This window comes from Calidifontibacillus oryziterrae, assembly GCF_000331575.1.
GTDB classification, from domain to species: domain Bacteria; phylum Bacillota; class Bacilli; order Bacillales; family Bacillaceae_J; genus Calidifontibacillus_A; species Calidifontibacillus_A oryziterrae.
Genome location: NZ_ANOK01000019.1, coordinates 1 through 508, shown reverse-complemented (window position 1 = coordinate 508; position 508 = coordinate 1). Strand labels below are relative to the sequence as shown.

The window sequence follows — 508 nt, the reverse complement described above, 5'->3', positions numbered from 1 at the left end:
CCCTTCGAAGCAATGGAGGGACGCAGGAGGATAGGGCAAGCGCGCTGTTGGAAATGCGCGTCCAAGCAGGTAGGCTGAGAAGTAGGCAAATCCGCTTCTCGAAAAGGCTGAGCTGTGATGGCGAGGGAAAAACAGTACCGAAGTTCCTGATTCCACACTGCCAAGAAAAGCTTCTAGCGAGGTAGAAGGTGCCCGTACCGCAAACCGACACAGGTAGGCGAGGAGAGAATCCTAAGATGCGCGAGAGAACTCTCGTTAAGGAACTCGGCAAAATGACCCCGTAACTTCGGGAGAAGGGGTGCTCTGATAGCGTGCAAGCGTGAGAGAGCCGCAGTGAATAGGCCCAAGCGACTGTTTAGCAAAAACACAGGTCTCTGCGAAGCCGTAAGGCGAAGTATAGGGGCTGACACCTGCCCGGTGCTGGAAGGTTAAGAGGAGAGGTTATCGCAAGAGAAGCTTTGAATCGAAGCCCCAGTAAACGGCGGCCGTAACTATAACGGTCCTAAGG

The 508-nt window shown here is 54.1% G+C and carries 1 rRNA gene; it reads left to right on the top strand.

The window, feature by feature from the left end:
* Positions 1 to 508 (top strand): 23S ribosomal RNA (locus D612_RS0108435); the annotation flags it as partial.